The organism is Lawsonibacter sp., from assembly GCF_022777125.1.
In the GTDB taxonomy this organism is placed as follows: Bacteria; Bacillota; Clostridia; order Oscillospirales; family Oscillospiraceae; genus Lawsonibacter_A; species Lawsonibacter_A hominis.
In genome coordinates this window covers 1-22,230 of record NZ_JALFGV010000067.1, presented here as the reverse complement: position 1 = coordinate 22,230, position 22,230 = coordinate 1, and the positions used below count along the sequence as shown (strand labels likewise).

At 61.5% G+C, this 22,230-nt stretch carries 24 protein-coding genes, 1 tRNA gene and 1 riboswitch; of the genes, 13 read left to right on the top strand and 12 right to left on the bottom strand.

All coding sequences use genetic code 11. The annotated features are described in order from the left end of the window. Nucleotides 1-36: 36 nt before the first annotated feature. The 8 genes from MR825_RS05505 to MR825_RS05470 all read right to left on the bottom strand — a co-directional run bounded on the left by MR825_RS05505 (nucleotide 37) and on the right by MR825_RS05470 (nucleotide 8,091). On the bottom strand, nucleotides 37-2,028 hold the full coding sequence (locus tag MR825_RS05505) for a YgiQ family radical SAM protein (RefSeq protein WP_256175274.1): 1,992 nt from the start codon (nucleotides 2,026-2,028) through the stop codon (nucleotides 37-39). After that, nucleotides 2,003-3,169 (bottom strand): bifunctional histidine phosphatase family protein/GNAT family N-acetyltransferase, encoded by a 1,167-nt coding sequence (locus MR825_RS05500; RefSeq protein WP_287879361.1) that lies wholly within the window; start codon nucleotides 3,167-3,169, stop codon nucleotides 2,003-2,005. The genes MR825_RS05505 and MR825_RS05500 overlap by 26 nt, the downstream gene beginning before the upstream one ends. Before the next feature lie 32 nt (nucleotides 3,170-3,201). Continuing rightward, entirely contained in the window at nucleotides 3,202-3,525 is a 324-nt protein-coding gene (locus MR825_RS05495; protein WP_287879359.1) for a DUF6054 family protein, read from the bottom strand. Nucleotides 3,526-3,564: 39 nt separating this feature from the next. Then, nucleotides 3,565-3,909: a DUF6054 family protein gene (locus tag MR825_RS05490; RefSeq protein WP_186906420.1), complete on the bottom strand. Its 345-nt coding sequence runs from the start codon at nucleotides 3,907-3,909 to the stop codon at nucleotides 3,565-3,567. A 10-nt stretch (nucleotides 3,910-3,919) separates the two neighbouring features. Next, the gene (locus MR825_RS05485; protein WP_186906419.1) at nucleotides 3,920-4,840 is read right to left on the bottom strand and encodes a dihydroorotate dehydrogenase; all 921 of its coding nucleotides are present in this window, start codon (nucleotides 4,838-4,840) and stop codon (nucleotides 3,920-3,922) included. Beyond that, nucleotides 4,833-5,612: a dihydroorotate dehydrogenase electron transfer subunit gene (locus MR825_RS05480; protein WP_287879358.1), complete on the bottom strand. Its 780-nt coding sequence runs from the start codon at nucleotides 5,610-5,612 to the stop codon at nucleotides 4,833-4,835. Before MR825_RS05480 ends, MR825_RS05485 begins: the two co-directional genes overlap by 8 nt. Nucleotides 5,613-5,735: 123 nt before the next feature. Further along, a complete protein-coding gene (pyrF, locus tag MR825_RS05475) occupies nucleotides 5,736-6,659 on the bottom strand; it encodes an orotidine-5'-phosphate decarboxylase (RefSeq protein ID WP_287879356.1) in 924 nt (307 codons plus the stop codon). 151 nt (nucleotides 6,660-6,810) lie between these two features. After that, entirely contained in the window at nucleotides 6,811-8,091 is a 1,281-nt protein-coding gene (locus MR825_RS05470) for a dihydroorotase (RefSeq protein WP_186906416.1), read from the bottom strand. 175 nt (nucleotides 8,092-8,266) lie between these two features. Here MR825_RS05470 and MR825_RS05465 point away from each other — a divergent pair, with 175 nt between their 5' ends. The 3 genes from MR825_RS05465 (at nucleotide 8,267) to MR825_RS05455 (ending at nucleotide 10,290) form a co-directional block, all read left to right on the top strand. After that, the gene (locus tag MR825_RS05465) at nucleotides 8,267-8,443 is read left to right on the top strand and encodes a hypothetical protein (RefSeq protein ID WP_186906415.1); all 177 of its coding nucleotides are present in this window, start codon (nucleotides 8,267-8,269) and stop codon (nucleotides 8,441-8,443) included. 102 nt (nucleotides 8,444-8,545) lie between these two features. Next, on the top strand, nucleotides 8,546-9,946 hold the full coding sequence (gene pdxR, locus MR825_RS05460) for a MocR-like pyridoxine biosynthesis transcription factor PdxR (protein ID WP_287879354.1): 1,401 nt from the start codon (nucleotides 8,546-8,548) through the stop codon (nucleotides 9,944-9,946). Between the two features lie 119 nt (nucleotides 9,947-10,065). Continuing rightward, a complete protein-coding gene (locus MR825_RS05455; protein WP_256175262.1) occupies nucleotides 10,066-10,290 on the top strand; it encodes a hypothetical protein in 225 nt (74 codons plus the stop codon). A gap of 170 nt (nucleotides 10,291-10,460) precedes the next feature. On the opposite strand, the gene MR825_RS05450 is transcribed toward MR825_RS05455, so the two are convergent. Together MR825_RS05450 and MR825_RS05445 are read right to left on the bottom strand one after the other, a co-directional pair. Continuing rightward, on the bottom strand, nucleotides 10,461-11,675 hold the full coding sequence (locus MR825_RS05450) for an S-layer homology domain-containing protein (protein WP_186906412.1): 1,215 nt from the start codon (nucleotides 11,673-11,675) through the stop codon (nucleotides 10,461-10,463). Nucleotides 11,676-11,901: 226 nt separating this feature from the next. Next, on the bottom strand, nucleotides 11,902-12,147 hold the full coding sequence (locus tag MR825_RS05445; RefSeq protein ID WP_207723667.1) for a DUF3781 domain-containing protein: 246 nt from the start codon (nucleotides 12,145-12,147) through the stop codon (nucleotides 11,902-11,904). Between the two features lie 198 nt (nucleotides 12,148-12,345). Here MR825_RS05445 and MR825_RS05440 point away from each other — a divergent pair. From MR825_RS05440 to MR825_RS05420, 5 genes are all read left to right on the top strand, one after another. Next, nucleotides 12,346-12,422 (top strand) — tRNA-Pro (locus MR825_RS05440). Between the two features lie 579 nt (nucleotides 12,423-13,001). Continuing rightward, nucleotides 13,002-13,093: riboswitch (ZMP/ZTP riboswitch) on the top strand. A gap of 53 nt (nucleotides 13,094-13,146) precedes the next feature. Then, nucleotides 13,147-14,817 carry a formate--tetrahydrofolate ligase gene (locus MR825_RS05435; protein ID WP_287879350.1) on the top strand — a complete coding sequence of 557 codons (1,671 nt, stop codon included), beginning with the start codon at nucleotides 13,147-13,149 and terminating at the stop codon, nucleotides 14,815-14,817. Nucleotides 14,818-14,839: 22 nt separating this feature from the next. Next, complete coding sequence (locus tag MR825_RS05430; protein ID WP_287879347.1) at nucleotides 14,840-15,457, top strand: cyclodeaminase/cyclohydrolase family protein; 618 nt, start codon at nucleotides 14,840-14,842, stop codon at nucleotides 15,455-15,457. Further along, complete coding sequence (locus tag MR825_RS05425) at nucleotides 15,457-16,317, top strand: bifunctional 5,10-methylenetetrahydrofolate dehydrogenase/5,10-methenyltetrahydrofolate cyclohydrolase (RefSeq protein WP_186906409.1); 861 nt, start codon at nucleotides 15,457-15,459, stop codon at nucleotides 16,315-16,317. The genes MR825_RS05430 and MR825_RS05425 overlap by 1 nt, the downstream gene beginning before the upstream one ends. Nucleotides 16,318-16,321: 4 nt before the next feature. After that, a complete protein-coding gene (locus tag MR825_RS05420; protein ID WP_287879344.1) occupies nucleotides 16,322-16,834 on the top strand; it encodes a GNAT family N-acetyltransferase in 513 nt (170 codons plus the stop codon). A gap of 148 nt (nucleotides 16,835-16,982) precedes the next feature. On the opposite strand, the gene MR825_RS05415 is transcribed toward MR825_RS05420, so the two are convergent. Next, complete coding sequence (locus MR825_RS05415; RefSeq protein ID WP_287879341.1) at nucleotides 16,983-17,840, bottom strand: acetyl-CoA hydrolase; 858 nt, start codon at nucleotides 17,838-17,840, stop codon at nucleotides 16,983-16,985. A 380-nt stretch (nucleotides 17,841-18,220) separates the two neighbouring features. On the opposite strand from MR825_RS05415, the gene MR825_RS05410 reads away from it, so the two are divergent. From MR825_RS05410 to MR825_RS05390, 5 genes are all read left to right on the top strand, one after another. Next, nucleotides 18,221-18,946 carry a hypothetical protein gene (locus MR825_RS05410; protein WP_287879339.1) on the top strand — a complete coding sequence of 242 codons (726 nt, stop codon included), beginning with the start codon at nucleotides 18,221-18,223 and terminating at the stop codon, nucleotides 18,944-18,946. Between the two features lie 70 nt (nucleotides 18,947-19,016). Beyond that, on the top strand, nucleotides 19,017-19,220 hold the full coding sequence (locus tag MR825_RS05405) for a 4Fe-4S dicluster domain-containing protein (protein WP_256175252.1): 204 nt from the start codon (nucleotides 19,017-19,019) through the stop codon (nucleotides 19,218-19,220). 14 nt (nucleotides 19,221-19,234) lie between these two features. Next, nucleotides 19,235-20,317, top strand: a complete 1,083-nt coding sequence (gene vorB / locus MR825_RS05400) for a 3-methyl-2-oxobutanoate dehydrogenase subunit VorB (protein WP_287879338.1) — start codon at nucleotides 19,235-19,237, stop codon at nucleotides 20,315-20,317. 1 nt (nucleotide 20,318) lies between these two features. Next, a complete protein-coding gene (locus MR825_RS05395; RefSeq protein ID WP_256175248.1) occupies nucleotides 20,319-21,056 on the top strand; it encodes a thiamine pyrophosphate-dependent enzyme in 738 nt (245 codons plus the stop codon). Nucleotides 21,057-21,068: 12 nt separating this feature from the next. Further along, nucleotides 21,069-21,614 (top strand): 2-oxoacid:acceptor oxidoreductase family protein, encoded by a 546-nt coding sequence (locus MR825_RS05390; RefSeq protein ID WP_186906402.1) that lies wholly within the window; start codon nucleotides 21,069-21,071, stop codon nucleotides 21,612-21,614. 149 nt (nucleotides 21,615-21,763) lie between these two features. On the opposite strand, the gene MR825_RS05385 is transcribed toward MR825_RS05390, so the two are convergent. Continuing rightward, the coding region (locus tag MR825_RS05385) for an integrase core domain-containing protein (RefSeq protein ID WP_287879336.1) at nucleotides 21,764-22,230 on the bottom strand (467 nt) is incomplete at its 5' end.

Here is a 22,230-nt window from a genome sequence, read left to right as displayed (position 1 = left end):
CCCCGCCGCAGTTCAAAGCTGCGGCGGGGCGGCTTTTTATCGCTTTGCTTTGGGCCTGGCATTTTTCTTGGGCTTTGCCGCCGCCCAACCCGCCTTTTTGGCGGGGCGCCGGCGGGGCTTCTCTTCTGCCGGCGACTTTGGATCCGGCCTTCCCTGGTCTTGGATGCGGCGGCCTTGCTCATGTCCGGCGGGTTTCCCGCCCGCCTTGGCCGGAGCGGAGGGGCGCAGCAGACACCCCTTGCCATAGCCGATCAGGTCCTCCCGGTGGGCGGCGTGCAGCGCCTCCCGCACCAAAGCGCGCTTTTCCGGGCGCTTCCACTGCATCAGCGCTCGCTGCATGGCCTTTTCGTGGGGGTCCTTCGGCACATAGACCGGCTTCATGGTGCGGGGATCGATACCGGTATAATACATACAGGTGGACAGCGTTCCCGGCGTGGGGTAAAAATCCTGCACCTGCTCCGGCTGGCGTCCGGTGCGGTTGAGCCATTCCGCCAGACGCACCGCGTCGTCCATCGTGCATCCGGGGTGGGAAGACATCAGGTAGGGCACCAGATACTGCTGCTTGCCGTATCGCTGGTTCAGACGGTCGTATTTTTGCTTGAAGCGCTCATAAACAGCGATGTGGGGCTTGCCCATATAGTCCAGCACCCCGTCCACACAGTGCTCGGGCGCCACTTTCAGCTGGCCGGAGACATGATGCTGGACCAGTTCAGCAAAAAATTCTCCGCTCTTGTCCTGGAGCAGATAATCAAACCGGATCCCCGAACGGATGAAGACCTTCTTCACCCCCGGAACGGCCCGCACCTGGCGCAGCAGCGTCAGATAGTCGGTGTGGTCGGCGTCCAGATTGGGACAGGGCGTGGGGGCCAGACAGGCACGGTTCTTACACACCCCCGCCTTGCGCTGCTTGGCGCAGGCCGGATGTCGGAAATTGGCGGTTGGGCCGCCCACGTCGTGGATATAGCCCTTGAAGCCGGGGTGCTTCGTCAGCGCCTCCACTTCCCGCAGCACGCTGGCATGGCTGCGGGCGGAAATGATCCGCCCCTGATGGAAGGCCAGGGAGCAGAAGTTGCACGCCCCGAAGCACCCGCGGTTGTGGGCCACCGAAAAGCGTACCTCCTCGATGGCGGGCACGCCGCCCATCGCGTCATACATGGGGTGGGGCTCCCGCACGTAGGGCAGCTCCGCCACAAAGTCCAGCTCCGCCGTGGTCAGCGGCATGGCGGGCGGGTTGACCACCAGCAGGCGCGCTCCGTGGCGCTGGAGGATGGCGCGGCCCCGGATCGGATCGTGCTCCTCATACTGAATCTGGTTGGCCTGCGCATAGGCGCGCTTGTCGCCGCTCACCTGTTCAAAAGAAGGGCACTCCACCTTGGGATAGACACACGCCCCCGGGCTTTTTGCAATAAAGGCAGTTCCCTTTACATCTGTGATCTCTTCCACCGGAGTGCCTGAGGCCAGCCGGGCGGCGATCTCCTTTGTGGCGGTCTCTCCCATACCGTAGACCAGCAGGTCCGCCTGACTGTCGAAGAGAATGGCGCGGCGCACCTTGTCCTCCCAATAATCATAGTGCGCAAAACGGCGCAGGCTGGCCTCCAGCCCGCCTACGATCAACGGAAGGTCTCCAAAGGCCTCCCGCGCCTTATTGGCATAGACGATGGCCGCCCGGTCGGGCCGCAGGCCCGTCCGGTTTCCCGGGGAATAGGCGTCGTCGTGACGGCGTTTTTTCGCCACGGTGTAGTGGGCGACCATCGAGTCGATATTCCCGCTGGAAAGGAACACCCCAAAGCGTGGTCGCCCCAGCTGTGTAAAGGCAGATTCCTTTCGCCAGTCCGGCTGTGCCAGGATGGCTACCCGGTAGCCCTCAGACTCCAGCAGACGGGAGATGATGGCCGGGCCAAAGGTAGGGTGATCCACATAGGCATCCCCGGTGATCACCAGAAAATCGTATTCATCCCAGCCGCGCTCCGCCAGATCCTCCCGGCTGACCGGCAGAAAGCGGTCACGCTTGATTCGGTTCGTATCCAATATATTTCTCCAATAGATCTAAAGTGATACGGGCGCCCTTGTCCTCGCCCACTTTGATAAAACCGTATTTCCGATAGAACCGCTGGGCGACGGCGTTATCCGGCGCACAGCGCAGACGCAGATACCGCCGGCCCAGAGGCCGGTATACGGACACCGCCTGACCAATCAGCTGTACGCCCAGCCCCTGTTTGCGGTGCTGAGGCGTCATGTAGACAAACGGGATATAACCTACATCCTGTCCGGCATGCCGTTCCAGGTCCAGCTGGAGCACCCCGACGGTCTCATCGCCCCGCATCGCGCACACGACCGCCTGCGCCGGGTCCTGCCGCCAGCAGCGCAGGGCGTCGTTCACAAAGCCCTCCCCGTCAAAGGGAATCCGGGAACCGTGGATATCCAGCCACGCGTCCTGCCGGGCGGCACGGTACCACGCCGCCTCGTTCTGCATGTCCAGCGGGCGAAACCACAAATTGGCGTCAGCCGCCCGGCCGCCCTGCTCCTTCCACCACTTTTGCCGGGCCAGCGTGGAGATTTCCTCCGGCAGGTGGGAATTGTCGTTTTCAAAGAGAATACGGGCTTGTCCGTCCTCCACCTCCAAGCAGGTGACGGCGGTGTTGTCGCTGTGGCCCAGCGCATCCATTTCCCCCGGTCCCAGCCCGCGAAGGGCCCCCTGAAGACACCGGATAGCCGTGCCATGGGAAAAGACCGCCACCGTCTGTTCCGGATGCAGCCGCGCCAGGTCCAGCAGCGCACGTTTCATGCGCGTTTGCACCTGATCGAAGGTCTCCGCCCCCTCCACCCGGAACTCCGGGGCGCTATGGTTGAAGCGGAGCAGTTCCTGTGCGTCGTGCCGCTCCAGATCCCCCCAAGTCCGGTCCTCCCAGGCGCCCACGCCGATCTCGCGCAGGTCGCTGCGGGTATGTAGCGCCAGAGCCCGGGGCTTCCAAATGGCTCCGGCAGTGGTACGGGTACGAAAGAGATCGCTGGAATACACCGCGTCGATGGGGACGTCCTGGAAGCGTCCGGCCAGAGCGGCGATCTGCCGGTAACCGTTGTCGGTGATCAGGCTGTCATACCAGCCGTGGACACGCCGGTACAGGTTTCCTTCCGCCTCTGCATGGCGGATGATATAAAATCGGGTCATAAATGATTACACACTCTCTTGTTTGGTATCCGTCAGCCGGCCGGAAGGGCCTTTTCCAGCCATTCCAACAGCTTTTTCTCCGCGCCGGTCCCCTCATTGGCGCCTGCAATGATCAGATGCGCCCGGACCGCGCCGCCTTCCGCAGTGTCCAGTACCGCCGTCAGGGTCAAATTTCCCCGCTGCCACAGGAAGTACTTTTCAAATACCAGCACCAGGATTGTGCCGCTTGCGGTCTCCACCGTATAGCGGTCCGCCTCCCGCCCCTGGCTGAAGCCCTTGCCGAGCATCGTTTCGGTTATGCGGCGCGCGCATTCCTCCGCCGTTCCGGCAGGATAGAGGGTCTTAACGACCGCCATGCCATCGCTTCCTTTCCGCCGCTCCGGGACACTGCCCGGTCACAGCCGGTAGGGGCGCAGGGCTTCGGCGGCCACGGCGGCAAAATCCTCCGCCGCGCCCCAGTCGAACCGAAACAGCCCCTCTCCCCCGCCGCCGCCTACCAGATGGACCCGGGTCACTCCGCTCAGGTCGTCCAGCAGGGCGGTCAACGTCAGGCGGTTTCCCGCCCGGTAATAGTGCTTTTCAAAGACCAGCGCCAGGCAGCTGCGTCCGTCGGGGCCGCCGGCCCGGTAGCGGTCGATGCATTCGCCGGTAACGCTGCCGTCCACAACGGCGCGGCAGATCCGCTCCGCGCACTCCTCCAGCGCGCAGGAGACGGTAAAGGTGACGCCCTGTCCTTCCATCCGGCTCTCCTTACCAGGGGCGGACGCCGCCGGTGAGCTCGGACACCCTGTCAAGCCCCTGTCCCGCAGCAAGGGCGGCCAGCTCGTCCCGCACCCTGAGCGGGGCGAAGGGATCGTCGAAGCAGGCGGTGCCCACCGCCACGGCAGCAGCGCCCGCCAGCATCAGCTGGGCCGCATCCGCTCCCCTGGAAACGCCGCCCATCCCCAAAATCGGGATCTTGACGGCGCCCGCCACCTCCCAAACCATCCGCACCGCCACAGGCAGCACGGCAGGTCCCGACAGGCCGCCGGTATTCATTTTTAAAATGGGGCGGCGGGTATGCACATCAATGCGCATGCCCCGCAGGGTGTTGATGAGGCTCAGCGCGTCCGCCCCCGCGCCCTCCACCGCCCGGGCAATCTCGGTAATATCCGTGACGTTGGGCGAAAGCTTGACCATCACCGGAACGGATGCGTGCTTTTTGGCGATCGCAGTGACCTCCGCGGCCAGTTCAGGCCGGGTGCCATAGGCCAGGCCGCCCGCCTTTACGTTGGGGCAGGAGATGTTCACCTCGATCATATCCACCCCTGCCGCCGAGAGTTTTTCGCACATAACACCGTAGTCTTCCGGGGTATTGCCGGAGATATTTGCGATAATGGCCAGGTCGTGGCGCTTCAGCTCCGGCAGTTCCTGCGCGATAAAGGCGTCTACGCCGGGATTCTGGAGCCCGACGGAATTGAGAATACCCATGGGGGTCTCCGCAATGCGGGGGGGCGGATTCCCCTCCCGGCGGGCCGGAGTGAGTCCCTTGCAGCAGATGCCGCCCAGCTCGGACAGATCGTAAAAGGCGCCGTACTCCTTGCCGAAGCCGAAGGTGCCGGAGGCCACCACCACGGGGTTTTTGAGATGCACGCCCGCCAGATCGACGGACAGCTCCACCGGGTTAGACATTCCAATCCACCTCCTCCGCTTCGAACACCGGACCGTCCTTGCATACATGCTTCATGGTCCCATCCGCCATCCGGACCGCGCAGCCCAGGCAGGCCCCGATCCCGCAGGCCATGCGCTCTTCCAGGGAGACCTGGCAGCGCACCCCGTATTCCGCCGCCGCCGCCGCCACCGCGCGCAGCATGGGCTTGGGTCCACAGGCCAGGACAGACGCAACCGTCTGATCCTTTGCGAGGATCCGCCGCACCTGCTCGTCCACAAAGCCGTGATGCCCCAGACTTCCGTCGTCGCTGCACAAAACGACCTGAGTGCATTTTTCCCGGAAGTCCTCCACCAGCATCGCCCGCTCCGCGCAGCGAAAGCCCAGCACGGCAACGGAACGCCCCCAGGTATAGGCGGCCTGTCCCAGCAGCGGCGGCACGCCGATGCCGCCGCCCACCAGCAGCAGGCGGTCCTTTTCGCCGCATTCAAAGCCGTTGCCCAGCGGAGCCAGCACACTCAGCCGGTCTCCCGCTTTTCGGCGGGAGAGCCATGCGGTGCCCTCGCCCCGCACCTCAAAGACGATGCGCACCAGATCCACCGGCTCGTCCGCCTGGGCCAGGCACACCGAGATGGGGCGGCGGAGCAAATGCTCCGCCCCGCATTTGACATGGAGGAATTGTCCGGCCCGCAGGCCTTCCCGCTTCACCAGGTCCCCCGCCTCCAGGGTAAAGGACCAGGCAAATTCATTCAGTTTTTCTGCGCTGACAATGGTACAAATCTGCTCAATGGGCATAGGCTTTTCTCCCTCTCGTTGCTCGTTTTCCGTGCGGGACGGCGCATCCCGGGGCGGCTGCGGCCCGCAGGAGATCCCGATTCTGCACCGCGCCCGGGCCGCCGGCCAATTCCCGCCGCAGCGCTACACGATGGTTACGAACTGTTTGATATCGTCCCGCATGGCGACGGCGGCGTCCCGGGCGGCCTGCTGATAATCGGAGCCGACCCGGCCTGTTTTCTGCCAGGCGCACATGATGCCGCGGGAGGAATTGACGATGGCGCCGTGGCCGTACTTGTTGAACGCATACTGCACATCCTCCGCGGTGCCGCCCTGGGCGCCGTAGCCGGGCACCAGGAAAAACGTGTGCTCCAGGCGGCGGCGCAGTTCGCGCAGGTCGGAGGGATAGGTTGCTCCCACCACTGCTCCGGTGAGGTGGAAGCCATGTCTGCCCGCAGTGCCCCGGCCAAGGCGCTCGGTCAGATCGCCCATGACCTTATAGACTACCCGGTCCCCCGCCACCATGTCCTGGAGCTCGCCGGAGCTGGGATTGGAGGTCTTTACCAGTACAAAAAGGCACTTGTCCTCCGCCTTGCAGGTCTCGATAAAAGGCTGAATGGCGTCAGACCCCATGTAACCGTTGATGGTGACGCAGTCGGCGTCAAACGCGGTCCGCTCGGCAGAGCCCACCTTCGTCTTTCCCAGCCAGCCGTCGCTGTAGGCCTGGGCGGTGGAACCGATATCGCCCCGCTTGATATCCGCAATGACGAAAAAGCCCTTTTCCCGGGCATAGCGGATGGTGCGCTCCAGCGCCTCCATCCCCCGCCAGCCCAGCCGCTCATAATAAGCGGCCTGGGGTTTCACCGCCGGCACGATGTCGCACAGCGCATCCATCAGGCCGCAGTTGAACCGGTAGATGGCCTCGGCCGCGCCCTCCAGGGTCTCCCCGTATTGGTCGTAGCATTCCTTTCTCATCTGGGGGGGCACATACTCCGGTTTCGGATCCAACCCGACCACAGTGGGGTTTTTCATCGCCCGGATCTTGTCTTGCAGTACGTCAAACGACATTTCCTTCTCCTCCTGATTGATACGGCGCCGCCGACGGCGGCATCCTTTGGCCCGGCACGGTTTACCGCGCCGGGCAGTCTGTCTCGCGCTCCGCTTTCGTCAAAGGCGGCTCCGGGCGGAGCACCCCGCTCCCGCCTGTTTTCTATGTTTTCTATTGCGCCTGGTATATGACCTCGCCGCCCACGACGGTATACTTCACTCTGCCCTTCAGCGTCCTTCCGGCAAACGGGGTGTTGCGGCCCTTGGAGGCAAACCGCTCCGGGTCTACCGTCCACTCCTCCTCCGGATCGAAGATCACCACGTCGCCATCCGCCCCGATGGACAGGCGGCCCTTGGTGGGCAGACGCAGGATACAGGCCGGGTTGATGGTCATCTTCCGCAGGATATCGGACAGGCCCAGCTCTCCGGTATGATAGAGATAGGTCAGCGTCACCGCCAGGGCGGTCTCCAGCCCCACCATGCCGCTGGGGGCTTCGGTCAGGGGGCGTGCCTTCTCCTCGGCGGAGTGGGGGGCGTGGTCGGTGGCGATGGCGTCGATGGTGCCATCCTTCAGCCCTTCGATCACGGCATCCACGTCCGCGCGGGTCCGCAGGGGCGGATTCACCCGTGCCAGAGAACCCTGCGCCAATATCTCATCCTCGGTCAGGCTGAAATACTGGGGGCAGGTCTCACAGGTGATCTGCACCCCTTTGCGTTTATAGCGGCGCACCAGTCCCACCGACTTTGCGGTGGAGATATGGCAGATATGCACCGCGCCGCCGGTCTCTTCGGCCAGCATGGCGTCCCGCGCCACCATGATCTCCTCCGCGATGGCAGGCCGTCCCTCCAGCCGCAGCTGGCGGGATACCCGTCCCTCGTTTACCGCATAATTCTTTACCATGTCCGCGTCCTCGCAGTGGGACAGGACGGTCAGCTCCTGCCGGTGGGCCAGGATCAGCGCGTCCCGCATGAGGTTGGCGTTCTGTACCGGCACGCCGTCGTCCGACAGCGCCACCGCACCCGCGGCCTTCAGCGCCTCAAAATCCGTCAGCGCCTGTCCCTTCTGCCCGCGGGTCACCGCGCCGATCGGCCAGACGTGTACGCCGCAGGCCGCAGCCGCCTTCCCTTTCAAAAAGTCGATCTGCTCCGGGCTGTCCACCGCCGGGCGGGTATTGGGCATGCAGGCGATCGAAGAGAAGCCCCCCCGCGCCGCGGCCAGAGCGCCCGTCTCCACCGTCTCTTTATACTCGAAGCCGGGCTCCCGCAGGTGGACGTGCATATCTACCAGGCCCGCGCACACCACCATACCGCTGGCGTCGATGAGCTTCGCCCCCGGCTCGTTGATATTGCTCCCGATCACGGCCACCTTGCCGTCCTCGATCAGAATGTCCATCACGCCGCCGATCCCGCCCACGGGATCCACCAGCCGTCCTTGGCGTATAAGCAGCTTCACTTGACCACTCCTTTCGCACATGGAAAAAGGGTCCAGGTCCACCCCCGTCCCCTTACCGCAGCAACATCTTATTTCTCGTTTTTATTATATATGGAATCGCATATTTTAGCAACGCATTTTTCTGGATTTCCGGGCACAATATCAGAGGGCATCAGCAAAGGAGGAATCGGGAATTATGACGAAACATGCGTTTCTGGAAGGCATGGGCCTTGGCGTGGTGGCCGGCGCGGCGATCGGCATCGCCGTGGCCTCCAGGTCCGGCTATGGTCACGACATGCGCCGCATGGCCCGAAAGGCCGCCCGGCGGATGGACCGCATGAAAGACCAGCTGGAGGACCGGATGGGGTTCTAAGCCAGCAAGCGGCGCGGCCAGGCCGCGCCGCTTGCTTTTGCGGGACGCTGCGTTTATAATCAATCTGACCCGGTTAATTCTATCATTTCAGGAGTCTTGCCTATGATCACGCCCATTCTGGACCCCGGCGGACGGCGTCCGCTCTATGAGCAGCTTTACCGGCACATCCGCGGGGAGATCGAAGCGGGGCGCATGAGCGCCGGAGAACGGCTGCCCTCCAAACGGGCCCTGGCCGCCCATTTGAAGATCAGCGTCGTCACGGTGGAGGGCGCCTATGGGCAGTTGCTGGCCGAGGGCTATCTTCGCTCCGAGCCCAAACGCGGTTTTTTCGTCCAAGCGCTTCCGGACCGCCCCGCTCCAGCGGCTGCGCCGCCTGTCTCCATGCCGGCGGAGGCGGGGTCGCGCAAGCGGTTTCGCTACGACTTTTCCACCAGCGGGGTCGATACCGCGCTCTTCCCCTTTTCCACCTGGGCCCGCCTCATGCGCGAGGTGCTGAACGGACAGGAGGCGGAGCTTCTTTCCGCATCTCATCCGCAGGGCGCCGTCGGGCTGCGCCGGGCGATCGCGGAACACCTGTACCGTTTCCGGGGCATCCGGGCCGATCCGGAGCAGATCGTTGTGGGGGCCGGGTCGGAATATCTGACCGGCCTTCTGATCCAGCTGCTGGGCCGTGAGGGCCTCTATGGCGTGGAGAACCCCGGTTATGGCAAGACCCATCGGATTCTCACCAGCAATGGGGCGCGGGTGACGCCCCTGCCGTTGGACGAACAGGGCCTGCGGGTGGATACGCTGGCCTCCTCCGGCGTGCGGGTCGTCCACGTGACGCCCTCTCACCACTTTCCGCTGGGCATCATTATGCCGGTGAGCCGGCGCAGCGCCCTTCTATCCTGGGCGGCCGGCGCTTCCGACCGATACATCCTGGAGGACGATTATGACAGTGAGTTTCGTTTTTCCGGCCGCCCCATTCCCGCGCTCCAGAGTCTGGACCGGAACGAAAGGGTCATCTACCTGAATACCTTTGCCAAAACCCTGGCCCCTTCCCTGCGGATCAGCTACATGGTGCTGCCGCCCCACCTGCTGGAACGATGGCGGCGGGAACTCTGGTTCTACTCCTCCACGGTCCCCTCCTTTGAGCAGGATACCCTGGCTCTGTTTATGCAGCGGGGTCATTTTGAGCGGCACCTTGCCCGCGCCCGCAATCGCTACAAGGCCCGGCGGGAAGCGCTGCGCGCCGCCGCCAAGGAAACCGGGCTGCTGGACATCGGCCGGTTTTCCGGCGGGGATGCCGGGCTGCACCTCCTCCTATGGCTGGAGGGACGCAACGAGGCGGAACTCGTGCGCCGGGCCGCCGAAGCCGGCGTCGGGCTCTCACCGCTTTCCGCCTATGATCTGGCCTCTGCTCCCGCTGGGCGGGAGGCTGCGCTGATCCTGGGCTACAGCCATATCGCGGCGGAGGATATGACCGGCGCGCTGCTGCGCCTGAAAACCGCCTGGGGCTTTTAACGCGCCCTTGCACAGCGGCGCGGCTCCGTTTCGCCTTCCGCGTAGGTTCGGGCGAACGCGCAATCATTTCCTGCGTAAAGGGCGCTGGAGCGGCGCATACTGATCCGGAGGTGATTCGTATGCGTCAGCCCTATCGGGATCTTTACGCCCTGTTCCGCCATGAGCCGGAGGCAGAGGCCTACTTCAATTCCCTGCCTTCCTATGTACAGGAACAGCTCAACGCAAGCTATCAGGCGGTAGATTCCATGGAACGTCTGCGTGATTACGCACAGCGCATGTCCCGTTCGTATCCGGCGGAGGTCATCGGCGGACGCGTTTATCTGCCTGCGCCCACCTGGTATTAGCTCTTATCGGGACCGGGGGAATCGGCCCGGCTGCGCGAACGTTTGGCGCCCGGCGCCCCCTTGTTCCGCACGCACGCGGGGCGGCCGGACATCCCTCCGCTCAGGTATCTCCACTATTTTCGCAAAAGCGGACGGTCCTGCATTCCTGGGGCAGGGCCGTCCGCTTTGCCTCATACGCCCATATAGGAAAAGTGCATATAGTCCTTGTTCGTGGGCCAGGCGTCGCCGCCCCAGCTGTAACCGTGGGCCTTGAAACTGCGCACCACGCTTCCCTCGGCAGGGATGGACCAGGGGTCTTTGCCCGGCCGCCAGTAGGCGCCTGCACCCACCGTGCCGTTTGGATAGACCTGATAGTTTTCATTCCAGTTGATGTCGATCGCGGTACCGCAGTTGTGTTCTCCTTTGGCGCCGTCCGTCCAGCGAAAACCGCCGATATCTTTCACGGGGAACTGTTCCGGATCATTGAAAATCTCGGTAAAGATTTCCGTCATATCGGCAGCCAGAGCCTTGTGGATCATAAAGGTGACCTCTCCCGCCGTTTTCTCCCCTGTGCTCTCATTCAGCCGCCATACGGGCACGGTAACCTCCGTCATATTGGTCCGGGCCTCCGCTTGGTCGGTAAAACGGCGCTTTTCCGCACTGCCAAAAAGCCGTTCTCGTTTGGCGCCGTTCTCCCCCAGCGTCCGCAGTTCGACCGGATGCGCCTGGGCAGAATCCGTCTGCGTTTGGGCGGGGGCCAGATCTTTCTCCGCTGTTTCCTGCTCCAACACCGCCCCGCTGCTCAGATCCAGCGTCCTCAGCAGCAGCGTTGCGCCCTGGGCCCGGCTCAGGACTGCGCTCCCCCGGAACGTGCCATCCGGATAACCGGTCATCAGTCCCAGCACATAAGAACGCGCTACAAAAGCCTGATAGGATGCGGGCAGCTGCTGAAAATCCGCCACGGCCGGCTCCGCCGCCGGAAGCGGCTCTCCTTCCAGCACCCGAAGCGCCAGCGTTACCGCATCCCGGCGTGTTACCGGCTCGCCCAACGTGGCTCCATTTACCGTAACAAAGTCCCCTCCGCAAAGTACGCCTGCCGACAGGGCCGCCTCATAGGCCGGAAACGCCCAGTGCGTTCCCGGCAGCCGTTCACCGGAGCCATACTGCTCCGGATAAAAGGTCCGGGCCAGCATGGTCAGATATTCGCCCCAGCTCAGCGTCCCCTCCGGAGCCATGGTCCCATCCGGAAGGCCGCCCAGTACCCCCAGCGCTTCCGCCCGTGCCATGGTCTCATATGCCCAGTGTTCCTCTGTCAGATCGGTCCATCCAGCCGCACGGGCAGGCGAGGCAATCAGCCAAGCCGCCAATATCAGCAGACCAACGCCCCTTAATACGCCGTTTTTCATGCTTCCACCCCTCTGTTTTCGACATTATATCACAAAAACAGTTCAGGGGGAACACTGTAATCACCCGAAAGCCCGCGCTTGTCTATTTTCCCAGCCGCTTCCTACCCGTACCGGGAATCTCCCTGTTCCCGTTTGTGTTGCTGCGAGCTTCATCCATAAATCATTTGTCGGAATATACGAAAAAGGCAGCCGCCTTAAACATAGCAGCTGCCCGATAGATCCGGGTTTACTGGATCGTATGTGCTGTAATAATCGTATAACTATAAGCATTGATCGTTATCTTTTTATCGTCGATCTCGCAATACCAGTTCTTTCCTCTCCGGTATATATTACAGTTTCTATCCAAAATCCTATTTTTACAATATTCAACTACATCAGCGGTATCTAACTTCAAGTTTCTTCTAATCCTGTCAACCCCCATTTGAGTAGTATGAATTTTATCAAGATGATCAAGCAATACTCTTTCTTCCATGATCGGTCCTCCGGCAAATCCGATTTGATCAATCTTATTTTACGATACGATTGAATGGTCCGCAATGGGGCTTTCGGTAAAATCGACGGATTTTGATTCCAGCAACAGCTGCAATGGAAGGGAGCCGATAGAAGGGAGTCGATAATTCTCTGCTTGACAATTTCTTTTGAAATCACTATAATATCTAACAGTGTCCATCGGGGTGTGGCGAAGTTTGGTATCGCGCTTGGTTCGGGTCCAAGAGGCCCGGGGTTCGAATCCCCGCACTCCGACCAAATCCTTCATGTGAAAACATGAAGGATTTTTCTATTTGTCAACATCTTGTTTTTGGAACGCTTTTAGGCGGCCCTCTAATTGAACACATGACGAACACCCCAAGAAAATGTATGTTGAGATGTCATCCTTTAGAAGGATGCCCTTGCATAAAACAGTTCAGTCACACTACATAGAATATGATTTTATGGTATATGGTTCGTCACATTACGCAAGTTTCGTTTGGTATCATGAAATCCGTCAGAGAAATCTGTGGATTGAAATTATGTCGTGCGGCTGAATTGCGGCAGCAGCTTGAAACCGTTGGAGCTTTTGTTTCCAACGGTTTTCAAGTTCCATAACTACACTACGCGCATCGGGGCGTCCAGTTTGCCGGATGCATGTCCTGTGTTATACTCTTGCTCATGAGGGATAGGGCCTCCTCTCGTCAAGTTGTTGTGTGGTAACTCAACTTTAACCGATGAGGCCTTATCTTTCATCCTTTTTTATTCATCTGTCCAACATGTATTGTAGTCCTACACAAATTTACCAAGCCGTCCGCTCGTCCTCTTGACGCGGGCGGGCGGGCCGTGATACACTACAAACGACCATACGACTGACGGAAGTGGAGCAACCACATGGAGTGTGGCCGGACGTAGACCGCGTCCTCTTGCCGACCGTCTGGGCACACTGATGATTGAGTGTGCCCTTTTTTGTATTTTGGGCACATGGAAAAGAGGGAATGCTATGAAGACCGACATCGAAATCGCACAGTCCTGCCGGATGAAGCACATCCGGGACGTCGCGGAACTGGCGGGCGTGGACGAGGATTATCTGGAGTATTACGGCAAATACAAAGCCAAAATCGACCTGAAGCTGCTTTCTGACCGTGCCGGAGCGCCCGACGGCAAGCTGGTACTGGTCACCGCCATCAACCCGACGCCCGCAGGCGAGGGCAAGACCACCACCACCGTGGGACTGGCCGACGGCATGCGCCGCCTGGGAAAGAACACCGTGGTCGCTTTGCGGGAGCCCAGTTTGGGCCCGGTTTTCGGCGTCAAAGGCGGCGCGGCCGGGGGCGGATATGCCCAGGTGGTCCCCATGGAGGATATCAACCTCCATTTTACAGGAGACTTTCACGCCATCGGCGCGGCCAACAACCTGCTGGCCGCCATGCTGGACAACCATATCCAACAGGGCAATGAGCTTGCTGTCGACGTGCGGCGCATCACCTGGAAACGCTGCGTAGACATGAACGACCGTCAGCTGCGCAGCATCGTCTGCGGCTTGGGCGGCAAGGCCAACGGCATGCCCCGGGAGGACGGTTTTGACATTACTGTGGCCTCTGAGATCATGGCGGTCCTCTGTCTGGCCGACGGCCTGACCGATCTGAAAGCGCGTCTTGGCCGTATGGTGGTCGGCTATACCCGCGCCGGCGCCCCTGTCACCGCCCATGACCTAAAGGCTGAGGGCGCCATGGCTGCTCTGCTCAAAGACGCGCTGAAGCCCAACCTGGTTCAGACGCTGGAGGGTACCCCCGCATTTATCCACGGCGGTCCATTCGCCAATATCGCCCACGGCTGCAACTCCGTCATGGCTACCCGCGTGGCCCTCAAAATGGGAGATTACGTCATCACCGAGGCTGGCTTCGGCGCCGACCTGGGGGCGGAAAAGTTTTTGGACATCAAGTGCCGCCTGGCGGGCCTGACCCCGTCCGCCGTGGTCATGGTGGCCACGGTCCGGGCCCTCAAGCATCACGGCGGCTGTCCCAAGGCCGCTTTGGGCACGGAAGACCTCGCCGCGCTGGAGCGCGGCCTTCCCAACCTGCTGCGGCATGTGGAGAACATCACCGCCGTCTACGGCCTGCCCTGCGTGGTGGCCATCAACCGCTTCCCCACCGATACGGAGGCCGAGCTGCGGCTGGTAGAGGACAAGTGCCGCTCCCTGGGCGTCAACGTGGCTCTGTCCGAGGTATGGGCCAAGGGCGGCGAGGGCGGCATGTCCCTTGCCCGCGAGGTGGTCCGGCTGTGTGAAACGCCGGGCAGTTTCACCTGCTCCTATGCGTTGGATCAACCCATTGAGCGGAAACTGGAGCAGATCGTCACCAGAGTTTACCACGGCGACGGCGTGGATCTGACCCCAGCGGCCAAAAAGCAGGCTGCGGAACTGACCGCCCTGGGCTTTGGCGCGCTGCCCATCTGCATGGCAAAGACCCAGTATTCCTTCTCCGACGATCCGTCCCTGTTGGGTGCTCCGGAGGGATTCCGGGTGACGGTGCGCAGTCTGAAGGTCTCCGCCGGGGCCGGATTCATCGTTGCACTGACCGGCGATATCATGACCATGCCCGGCCTGCCCAAAGTCCCTGCGGCCGAGACGGTCGATGTGGATGAGAACGGCCGAATCTCCGGCCTGTTTTGATGGAGAGAGGGGGAGCAGCGCAGTGAACACGGCGGAACAGACCTGCGGCGGCTTTCTGGATGCACTGGCCTCCAAGGCCCCTGTGCCGGGCGGCGGAGGCGCCTCCGCGCTGGTGGGGGCGCTGGGCGCCGCCCTGTGCACCATGGTAGGAAACTATACCGTTGGGAAGAAAAAGTATGCCGCAGTGGAGGCGGACGTCAGGGTCCTTATGGAGAAGGCCGAGGACCTGCGCAGACGGCTGCTGGCGCTGGTGGACCAGGACGCCGCCGCCTTTGAGCCGCTTTCAAAGGCTTATTCAATCCCCAAGGACGATCCGCAGCGGGACGCCGTCCTGGAGCGCTGTCTGCGGGATGCCGCCGCCGCGCCCATGGAGATCCTGCGTCTTAGCTGTGAAGTGATCGGCCTTCACAAAGAGATGCTGGAAAAAGGAAGTCTTCTGATGCTCTCCGACGTTGGCACAGGGGTCATCTTCTGCCGGAGCGCCCTCTACGGCGCATGGCTCAATGTGAAGGTGAACACCAAAAGCATAGCCGACCAGGCCTTTGCACGGGCTATGAATCAGGAAGCGGACGATTTGGTCAGCCAATATGGGAACGTCGCCGATCAGGTCTATCAATCCGTGATGAGGAGGTTTTCCTGATGGCCCGGCTTTGGAAGGGCGCGCCGGTAGCGGCTGCCCTGAGCGAGCGGGTGGCCGCCCAGGTCGAGCGCTTGAAGCAGCGCGGGGTCTCCCCCGCACTGGCCATCGTTCGGGTCGGCCAACGCCCTGAAGACCTGTCCTATGAGCGCGGGGCGCTCAAACGCTGTGAAATGGTCGGCATTACTGTAAAGCAGTTTATCCTGCCTGATACAGTGGAGCTGACGGAGCTGCTGCACATCGTCGAAGCGATCAACCAGGACGCCGCGATCCATGGTTGTCTGCTGTTTCGCCCTCTGCCCCGGCATCTGGACGAAGCCGCCGTCTGTGCCGCGCTCGCCCCTTCCAAGGATGTAGACGGGATCACCGCCGGTTCCCTGGCCGGAGTGTTTGCTGGCAGCGGCAGCGGCTTTCCCCCCTGTACTGCACAGGCCTGCCTGGAGATCCTGGATTACTACGGCTATGAGCTGACCGGCAAGCGGGCGGTGGTGGTGGGACGCAGTCTGGTCATTGGGAAACCAGCGGCCATGCTGCTGCTGCAGCGAAACGCCACGGTCACGCTCTGCCACACCCGTACGGCCGATCTGGCGGCTGAGTGCCGCCGGGCCGACGTGCTCATCGCGGCGGCCGGGAAAGCCGGGATGCTGGGCGTATCCCATATCGCCCCCGGTCAGGCGGTCATCGACGTTGGCATCAACCTGGATGCGGATGGGATGCTGGTGGGCGACGTGGACTTTGCTGCTGCAGAACCGGTGGCGGACGCCGTCACGCCTGTCCCCGGCGGCGTTGGCGCGGTGACCACCTCGGTGCTGGCCCGTCACGTGGCGGAGGCCGCTGCGCGGCTGCATGGCCTTGGGGGGTAATTTTATGATCACATTACGCTCCCCCGCGCCGTCCGACCGGGAGCGGATCTGGGCGTATCGAGCGGAGTTCCTCCGGGCCGGGGACAGTCTGGACGGTACCGCCGCGCTGGACCGTGCGGAATCCTTTGCGGAGTGGTTCTCCGCCGTGGAGGACAATCGCCGTGCGGAAAGCGTGCGTTCCGGAATGGTCCCTGCCACCTCTTTTTTGGCGGAGGATGCCGCCGGCTCATTGGTCGGTATGATCCAGCTCCGCCACTGCCTCAACGACTATTTACTTCACTTCGGCGGGCACATCGGCTACAGCGTACGCCCTTCCCAGCGCAGGAAGGGCTACGCCACGGAGATGCTGCGTCTGGTGCTGGAGGAGGCCCGCCGCCTGGGTCTGAAACAGGTCCTGGTCACCTGCGACGCCGCAAATGAGGCCTCCCGGCGTACCATTCGGACAAACGGCGGCGTACTGGATGACGCGATTGCGGAAGGCGGACGTCTCACCCAGCGGTATTGGATTGCCTTATAAGAACAGGAGGAGGGCGGATATGCAGCGCATATCCGCCCTCCTCACGGTTCTCAAAATGTTTGAGATCAGATGCAGCCCGCTGCGCGCACTTGCTGGGCTCGCGCACGCTGCGGGATCTTTTCGACAAGCCGACGCGGGGCCGCCCGGCTCAGCGCATGGTAAAGTTGCCGCGGAACTGGGTCATATTGTCGCTGGCGGCGTAATCCGTCAGGAAGATGCCCACAATGCCGAAGTTGGACTTAAGGAAGGGAAACTGGGCCTGGGGCGCGGCCTCAGGGGCCTCCTTGGCCCACTCAGGCTGAGCCAATTCCTGTTTGGCCGCCTCAATGGCGGTGCACCACTCGTCAGGGCCCTCAAACCACAGCTCCACCAGGCGGTGGAACTGGCACCCCACCACGTCGTGGTAGATCCTGCTGGACAGGAAGCGGGTGACCTCAGGGCGATTCTGGAAATAGGGCGCCATCACATCGTGGAACCACTTCTCACCGGTCTTCTCGCAGGGCCAGCGCAGGACAAACTGCCAGCGGTAGTTGGGGCCGTCCTTTACGGTGCGGCCGGCGCCCTTGAAATCCTCCTCCCAGTTGATGGGCACATGGGCAAATACAAAGGGCGGGCAGCCGTTATCGCCGCCGGAGGAGCGGTGCTCCTCTCCGGTCATATTGGCCATTTGCGCGATCGCTTCGTCCGAATCGGGCAGCATGCCCTGCCAGCGCAGTACTTCCGGCGGCATAACCTCACCAAAGGCATTATTGCGCATCTCAGGCAGCATTTCGTTGATGAGCCAGTAATGCTCGGTCATCTGCATCCGGCGGGTGCCGAAACGTTCGCCGCCCGGCGGCACCGGAAGCGCATTGTAAAAGGCGTACTTCACACAGTAAGGGGTAAACTTGGAGATGCTGTCCGGGATGTGGGTATTGTACAGCCAGTGCTGCAGGCGATGGCGATACTCCTCACGGACGCAGTCTACAAAAATCAGGCTGCGCATGGGACGAAACTCAAACGACATGTCACTCGCTCCTTTATTTTTCTCTTTTCACGATAACCGTTTTGTTATGGGTCCGCGCACCGAACCGAACGGCGATCCCCGACCGCCCCGGCCCCATCTGCGTACGCTCTTGCGGGAAGGCGGCAATCCGGCCATGAACCGCAGGCCTGCCCTCATGAGTTAAGCATAGCATCCCCCTCGCCGTTTGTAAAATAGTTCTTTTGATATGCTTCCCGGACCGCTGACGCCTGACCCGGCTGCGGGTCAGGGGGAGCTCCCGGCCAAAGCAGAATTTTTCGATTTTACTCTTGCAATCATGGGAAAGAACGTTTACAATATCTTATATCCTGCAAGACTTCCCGGAGGGACGGGAAGGAGCGCGGAATCCGGGAGGGATGCCGATGGAAAAAAGCAGCGGCCTGCGCCCCCTCAGGCTGGGAGAACAGACGAAAAACTTCGTTTTTCTGGGGGAAGCCGGAAGCGGCAAGAGCGAGATCGCCATCAATTTTGCCCTGTCCCTGCGCCAGCAGGGCGGTAAAGAGGTCCACCTCTTCGATCTGGACATGACCAAGCCCCTGTTCCGCAGCCGGGATCAGGGAGAGGCGCTTGCGGCCATGGGCATCCGTTTTCACTGTGAGCAGCAGTTTATGGACGCCCCCACAGTGACCGGCGGCGTCACCCGTCTTCTGCGGGAGGAGCGCTGCTACACGGTCCTGGACGTGGGCGGCGACTACATCGGGGCCCGCGCCATCGGCGGCTACGCTCCCCTGCTCAACGACAGCCGCACCGCCGTCTACTACGTGATGAATCCCTTCCGTCCCTGGTCCATGACCATCGACCACATCGACCGGGTCCTGGGCGAGACTCTGGGCGTCTCCCACGTCCAGTTGGATCACCTGAAGCTGATCGGCAATCCCAATCTGGGCATCCACACCACCCGGGAGGATGTGTTGGACGGGATCCGTACCTTGACCGAACTGGTCGCCCCCTACAAGCCCCTGGACTTTTTCTGTGTTTGGGAACCCCTGTACGAGCAAGTGAAGGGCGCAGTTTCCGCCCCGCTCCTCCCCATCCGCCTGTATCTCACCTATCCCTGGAACAGGATGCCGGAAGACGGCTCGTACTGAGTTCCAAAAATTTTTTGTTCAAGGTTTGCAAGATGCAAGATTATAATTGAAGGTAGAAGGAGATGTCATTATGGCAAAGGTCCAAATCGTGGCGGAGCGCTGCAAAAGCTGCGGCTATTGCATCAAGTTCTGTCCCAAGCATGTGTTGGCCATCGGCGACAAGGTCAACTCCAAAGGGTACGAATACGTCGTACCTGTGAGCCCGGACGACTGCATCGGCTGCTGCATCTGCGGCCGCATGTGTCCCGACGGGGCCATCGAAATCTACAAATAAGGGAGGGCACTGAAATGGCAAGAGTATTTATGAAGGGCTGCGAGGCCATCGCGGAAGCGGCCGTGCGGGCCGGCTGCCGGTTCTTTGCTGGATACCCCATCACCCCGCAGAACGAGATTCCCGAATATTTTTCCCGCCGTCTGCCCGAGGTGGGCGGCACCTTCGTCCAGGGCGAGTCTGAGGTCGCTTCCGTAAACATGGTCTACGGCGCCGCCTCTGCGGGCACCCGGTCCATGACCTCCTCCTCCAGCCCCGGCATCGCCCTGAAGAGCGAGGGCATCTCCTACTGCGCTTCTGCCCGCATCCCCATGGTATACGCCAACATCTCCCGGGGCGGTCCCGGCGTGGGCTCCATCCAGCCCGCCCAGATGGACTATTACCAGGCCACTAAGGCCAGCGGCAACGGCGGCTTCGAGATGATGGTCTTCGCCCCCGCCACCGTGCAGGAGGCCGTTGATATGACCTACAAGGCCTTTGATTACGCCGACCGGGACCGCAACCCGGTGCTGATCCTGGCCGACGGCGTCATCGGCACCATGATGGAGCCGGTGGTGCTGCCCGAGATGAAGAGCGACGAGGAGGTCGCCGCCATCAAGGCGTCCAAGCAGTCCTGGGCCTGCGTGGGCCACGCGCTGGACTACGCCCATCGCTCCTGGATCCAGCCGGGCCAGTGGTCCACGGTACGGATGCAGGAAGCCAACGAGGACGCCGCCGCCCTGTATGCCTCCTGGGAGAAGGATGTACAGGTAGAGGAATACCGGCTGGAGGACGCGGAGCTGGTCATGACCGCCTACGGCATTTCCGCACGCATCTGCAAGTCTTCCGTGGATCTTCTGCGCGCGCAGGGCATCAAGGCCGGCCTGATCCGCCCCATCACACTGCATCCCTTCCCCTACAAGGCCTATGACCACATCGACTACAGCCGCGTCAAGGCAGTGCTGGATGTGGAGATGTCCATCCCCGCCCAGTTCGTCACCGACGTGGCCGCAGGCGTGAAAGACCGCTGCCCCATCGAGACGTGCCTGTGCTCCGGCGGCAATATTATGAGCCGCGACAAGGTCCTCGACGCGGCCAAGAAGATCATGGAGGGGAAATAAGATGGAAAAGATCTATGGAAGAACGACCACCATCCAGGAGGACAAGGTCTCCGGCTTCTGCCCCGGCTGCATGCATTCCACCGTCATCAAGCTGATCGGCGAGGTCCTGGACGAAATGAAGCTGGTCGACAAGGCCGCCTGCGTGCTGGGCATCGGCTGCTGCGGGCTGCATATGGATTACATCGCCTACGACAACACCACTGCCCCCCACGGCCGTGCCTGTGCCGTGGCCACCGGCATGAAGCGTACCAATCCCGACAGTCTGGTCTTTACTTATCAGGGAGACGGCGATTTTGCCTCCATCGGCCTGGCGGAATCCATCTCCGCCGCAAACCGGGGTGAAAACATCACCGTGATCTTCATCAACAACGGCATCTACGGCATGACCGGCGGCCAGATGGCCCCCACCACGCTGGTCGGTATGAAGGCTTCCACCGCGCCCCGCGGCCGCGATCCCAAGGAGCACGGCTACCCCATGCATATGTGCGAGATCCTCAACCAGCTCACCGCGCCCGCTTATCTGGTACGCACCAGCTGCAATACCCCCGCCAACGTGAACAAGACCAAGCAGGCCATTCACAAGGCCTTCCAGAACCAGCTGGACGGCAAGGGCTTCTCCATGGTAGAGATCGTCACCAGCTGCCCGACCAACTGGGGTATGGACGCGCTGAAGGCGCTGGACTTCATTGAGGAAAAAATGCTGCCCGAGTTCCCGCTTGGCGTGATTCGGGACCGGTAAGGAGGAGCGGAAATGGAAACCAATCTGTGTGTAGCCGGCTTCGGCGGCCAGGGCGTCATGACCCTGGGCAAATTTCTGGCGGACGCCACCTGCAATTCCACCGATAAGAATGTGACCTTCTTCCCCTCCTACGGCGCCGAGCAGCGCGGCGGCACCGCCAACTGCTTCGTCGTCATCTCCGACGAGGCCATCGGCGCTCCTTTGGGCGACGTGATGGACGACCTGATCGTCATGAACGGGCCTTCGCTGGCTAAGTTTCTGCCCACGCTGAAGCAGGGCGGCAATCTGTTCATCAACAGCTCCATCGTCTCCGACGACATCGGCCGCAGCGACGTGAAGCTGGTCAAGGCCCCGGTCACGGAACTGGCCCTGGAGATGGGCAACGCCAAGGTGCTCAACGTCATCATGCTGGGCGTATACGTAGGTTATACCGAGGTCATCGATCCCGCTATCGTGTGGGAGACCATCGAGCACAAACTCGCCTCCAAGCCCAAGCTGCTGCCCCTCAACAAACAGGCCTTTGAAAAGGGCCTGGAGCTCGGACGGGGACAGCGGTAATCCGGCTGAATCATGAATGTGCCCCCTCTGTCCACGGCAGAGGGGGCACAAGAGCTTTTCGATCAAGCGGAAAAGCCGCTTTGGAGGATTGAACTGCCCCAGGTTGTGCGGACCGTACAAAAAGGGGCCCTGGCAGGAACTATTGAGTTTTATGTGGAGAGGCGACGCGCAAGCGGCGCCTCTCCAGTCTTTAGCTGAATGCGCTCATGGTTGTAAAAGTGGATATAGCGGTCAATCCTCTCGTTGGCTTCAGAGAAAGCCGCCGGTTTTCGGCGGTAAATGCACTCTGTTTTAAGAATGGAGAAGAGATTTTCCGCCATGGCATTATCATATGGCTTGCCTTTCCTTGACATGGAAAGCGTAATGCCGTATGCTTGAGTCAGATTGAAGTATGCTTGTGGGGCGTACTGAAATCCCTGGCCGCTGTGGAGGCAGAGTCCCGCAGCGACCCTCTTTTTCTCTTTCTTCATCGCCGGACGAATGGTGTCCAGGACCAGATTTACAGTCTGCCGCCTCCCGGTCTTGCAGGCTGCAATGCCGTTATCGCAGAGGTCCCGAATCATGGAACGATACAGCACCCCCTGTTTGGTGTGGATATAAGAGATGTCCGTTACCC

Bases quoted from the DNA above. Each gene is read 5' to 3' on its own strand.
- vorB (WP_287879338.1), top strand. From the start codon at position 19,235: ATGGCAAGAGTATTTATGAAGGGCTGCGAGGCCATCGCGGAAGCGGCC.
- MR825_RS05495 (WP_287879359.1), bottom strand. From the start codon at position 3,525: ATGGCGGTCGTTAAGACCCTCTATCCTGCCGGAACGGCGGAGGAATGC.
- MR825_RS05405 (WP_256175252.1), top strand. From the start codon at position 19,017: ATGGCAAAGGTCCAAATCGTGGCGGAGCGCTGCAAAAGCTGCGGCTAT.
- MR825_RS05425 (WP_186906409.1), top strand. From the start codon at position 15,457: ATGGCCCGGCTTTGGAAGGGCGCGCCGGTAGCGGCTGCCCTGAGCGAG.
- MR825_RS05390 (WP_186906402.1), top strand. From the start codon at position 21,069: ATGGAAACCAATCTGTGTGTAGCCGGCTTCGGCGGCCAGGGCGTCATG.
- MR825_RS05500 (WP_287879361.1), bottom strand. From the start codon at position 3,169: ATGACCCGATTTTATATCATCCGCCATGCAGAGGCGGAAGGAAACCTG.
- pyrF (WP_287879356.1), bottom strand. From the start codon at position 6,659: ATGTCGTTTGACGTACTGCAAGACAAGATCCGGGCGATGAAAAACCCC.
- MR825_RS05415 (WP_287879341.1), bottom strand. From the start codon at position 17,840: ATGTCGTTTGAGTTTCGTCCCATGCGCAGCCTGATTTTTGTAGACTGC.
- MR825_RS05465 (WP_186906415.1), top strand. From the start codon at position 8,267: ATGACGAAACATGCGTTTCTGGAAGGCATGGGCCTTGGCGTGGTGGCC.
- MR825_RS05445 (WP_207723667.1), bottom strand. From the start codon at position 12,147: ATGGAAGAAAGAGTATTGCTTGATCATCTTGATAAAATTCATACTACT.
- MR825_RS05420 (WP_287879344.1), top strand. From the start codon at position 16,322: ATGATCACATTACGCTCCCCCGCGCCGTCCGACCGGGAGCGGATCTGG.
- MR825_RS05485 (WP_186906419.1), bottom strand. From the start codon at position 4,840: ATGTCTAACCCGGTGGAGCTGTCCGTCGATCTGGCGGGCGTGCATCTC.
- MR825_RS05435 (WP_287879350.1), top strand. From the start codon at position 13,147: ATGAAGACCGACATCGAAATCGCACAGTCCTGCCGGATGAAGCACATC.
- MR825_RS05450 (WP_186906412.1), bottom strand. From the start codon at position 11,675: ATGAAAAACGGCGTATTAAGGGGCGTTGGTCTGCTGATATTGGCGGCT.
- MR825_RS05395 (WP_256175248.1), top strand. From the start codon at position 20,319: ATGGAAAAGATCTATGGAAGAACGACCACCATCCAGGAGGACAAGGTC.
- MR825_RS05410 (WP_287879339.1), top strand. From the start codon at position 18,221: ATGGAAAAAAGCAGCGGCCTGCGCCCCCTCAGGCTGGGAGAACAGACG.
- MR825_RS05455 (WP_256175262.1), top strand. From the start codon at position 10,066: ATGCGTCAGCCCTATCGGGATCTTTACGCCCTGTTCCGCCATGAGCCG.
- MR825_RS05490 (WP_186906420.1), bottom strand. From the start codon at position 3,909: ATGGAAGGACAGGGCGTCACCTTTACCGTCTCCTGCGCGCTGGAGGAG.
- pdxR (WP_287879354.1), top strand. From the start codon at position 8,546: ATGATCACGCCCATTCTGGACCCCGGCGGACGGCGTCCGCTCTATGAG.
- MR825_RS05480 (WP_287879358.1), bottom strand. From the start codon at position 5,612: ATGCCCATTGAGCAGATTTGTACCATTGTCAGCGCAGAAAAACTGAAT.